2 protein-coding genes and 1 pseudogene are annotated in these 2,481 nt (G+C 67.2%); 1 reads left to right on the plus strand and 2 read right to left on the minus strand.

What is annotated here, in order from left to right; genetic code table 11:
• The coding region (locus H5395_RS18640; protein ID WP_220495126.1) for an alpha/beta fold hydrolase at positions 1–429 on the minus strand (429 nt) is incomplete at its 3' end.
• A gap of 14 nt (positions 430–443) precedes the next feature.
• The gene (locus H5395_RS18645) at positions 444–860 is read right to left on the minus strand and encodes an alpha/beta fold hydrolase (RefSeq protein ID WP_370576505.1); all 417 of its coding nucleotides are present in this window, start codon (positions 858–860) and stop codon (positions 444–446) included.
• A gap of 337 nt (positions 861–1,197) precedes the next feature.
• Between H5395_RS18645 and H5395_RS18130 the strand changes: the two are divergent.
• Positions 1,198–2,481 (plus strand): annotated as a pseudogene (locus tag H5395_RS18130) (integrase core domain-containing protein); the annotation flags it as partial.

The raw sequence follows: 2,481 nt of genomic DNA on the forward strand, positions 1-2,481 counted from the left end.
GACCGGCGCTATGCCGATCGCAAGGCACGGCAGAAGTAGGTCGTCCTTCCTCCCTGCACAGAGAGCCTTTGCCCGGGCGGCTTGACCGACCGGCGAAGTCACCTTCCCGATCGCGGACATGACTGCTGCGGCTTTTGTCTGATGGATCATGTGGCCCGCGCCGGGGACACAATGAACGCTGCTGTGCGGGGTATCCTCGTGCAGCCGGACTGACTGATCTTCCGCATCGACAGGACGGTCCTCAGCGCCTGCCACGATGGCGACCGGCATCTTGAGCAGGGCGCAGGTGTCCTGGGCCGCAAGAGCATCCGGAACCATCAGGGCCGACTCCGCGGTGCTTGCCCAGAGTTGTGAGGGACGGATGGCCATGGCCTCCGGAAACCCCGCGAACTTCGTCGGCACCGGCCGGGGCCCGAAGATCTTCCGCATCAGGAGTGGCCTTGTCAGTCGGCTCGGGACCGCGAGATCGTATGGCGGATGACGTCGCCCACCGCCGGAGCCGCCACGCAGAGCCAGTAGCAGCCTGACGCCAGCACGAGCCCTCCAACCAGATCGGGATATTTGAGGGCAAGGGCAACGCGGCCAGGCAACCTCCAGGAATGGCCGAGAACCGTCGCATGCTCGATGCCGAGTTGCGCAGGCGCGTCATGGATCAGGTCGGCCTGCGCCTCGGCTGTCCGGATCCTGTTCCGCGGGCGCTCGCTGTGCCCGTAGCCCGGCCGGTCGAGAACGATCACCCGATGCTTCCGGGCCGCAAGCTCGATGATGCCGCTTGTCGCGCGAAGTCCCAGATCATGCTGCCGTTGCCATGCAGCAGGACCACAGGCGCTCTTGTACCGCGCTCCATATAGTGGAGACAGACGCCAGTCACGTTCAGGAAGTTCTCAGCGGGAAGATTGTCGCGCTCGGCCTTCCGGGCGAGAAGATGATTGGCAACCGCCACGGTGACAGGCCGACAGCAGTGAGGCCGACGACGGCGGTCCGCGTGGACAGGCGGGAGAAGGGTGGCCACTTGCTTGCCCCGGCGCCCGGTTCCGAATGCACTTGCCTGCGGGATTGAAAGCTCGGGGAAACATCCGATTTGAAGAAGCGGCGTTGAGGCGCCGGTGCGCGAGATCGCGCTGCAGTGCTTGGCCTGCCCCTCCGAAAGTTGTCCTTTTCTGAAGCATGTTTTCGAGCCAGCTGGATGACGGAGGGATGGCGCAGAAGAAGCACAAGCCGGAGGAGCTTGCCGCGCGCAGATCCGGCAGGTCGACCTGTTGGTGTCGCAGGGCCGGTCGGTGGCCGAGGCGGTGCGGTCGATCAGGGTGACGCAGTTCACCTGCTCCCGGCGGCGCAAGGAGTTCGGCGGGCGGAAGGGCGACTAGCTCAAGCGAAGGAGCCGGAGAGGGAGAATGGGCGGCTGCGCAAGGCGGTGTCGGAACTGACGCTGGAGAAGCTGATCTTGAGAGGTGGGGCCTGTGGCCGAACGCCTCGGGAAACTTCCAGGTCCCGCCCGCCGCCGTGCTTGCATCGCGCATGTTCGGCAGACGTTCCAGGTGTCGGAGCGCCTTGCCTGCCGCGTGCCCGGGCAGCATCGCTCGACCCGAGCCGGAAGGTGCCGCGCGGGCAGGCCGATGAAGAGGCGCTGACTGCTGACATCATCGCACGCGCCGGCAGGGCCGCTCCGGCTGCCGCCGGATCACGGCGTTGCTCCGCAGCGCGGGCTGGGCGATGGACGTGAAGCGGGGGAAGGGTTGACGCCTGCGTCGACGGCGCCGGGAGGGGCTGAAGGTCCCGTACAGGCAACCGAGGAGGGCGCGCCTGTGGCTCAACGACGGATCGTGCCTCGTCTGCGGCCAGAGCGGCCAGAGCACGGCTGGTGCGGCCAGAGCACGGCTGGTCTTGCGACTTCGCCGGGGTCCCGGACCCGGGACGGCAGGAGGTTCCGCATGCGCGACCTGATCGACGATTTCACCCGGGAATGCCTTGGCCATCCGGATCAGCCGCAGGCGCCGGTCGATGGATGTCATCGACGTGCTGTCGGACCGGTTCATGCCTCACGGGGCGTGCCCGATCACATCAGGTCCGACAAGGGCCCGGAGTTCGTGGCCAGGGCGGTGCGCGACGGGATCGCCGCGGTCGGCACCGGCACGGCCTGCATCGAGCCGGGGTCACCTCGGGATGGCGGAGGATCAGGAAACAGTCCGGGGGACTGTTTCCCGGACGATTGGCTGCTGCGAGAGCTTCAACGCGAAACGCCGCGACCAGCGGCTCGATGGGAAGATCTTCTCCCGCCGCGCCGAAGCAAGGATCGTCATTGAGGCGCGGCGGCGCCATTACAACACGAAACGCCCGCATCCATCCCTGGGCCGCCGGCCCCCGAGGTCCAGCAGGGACCGGCTCCGCCACCCCGAACCCCTTCGCCAGCTCCCCCCACCACGGCGCCGAGACCCGTCATGCACCAGGATTGGAAATGGACCACCTCAGTGGAGCAGGCCA

Origin of the sequence: Paracoccus sp. MC1854, assembly GCF_014164635.1 — a bacterium.
GTDB lineage: Bacteria > Pseudomonadota > Alphaproteobacteria > Rhodobacterales > Rhodobacteraceae > Paracoccus.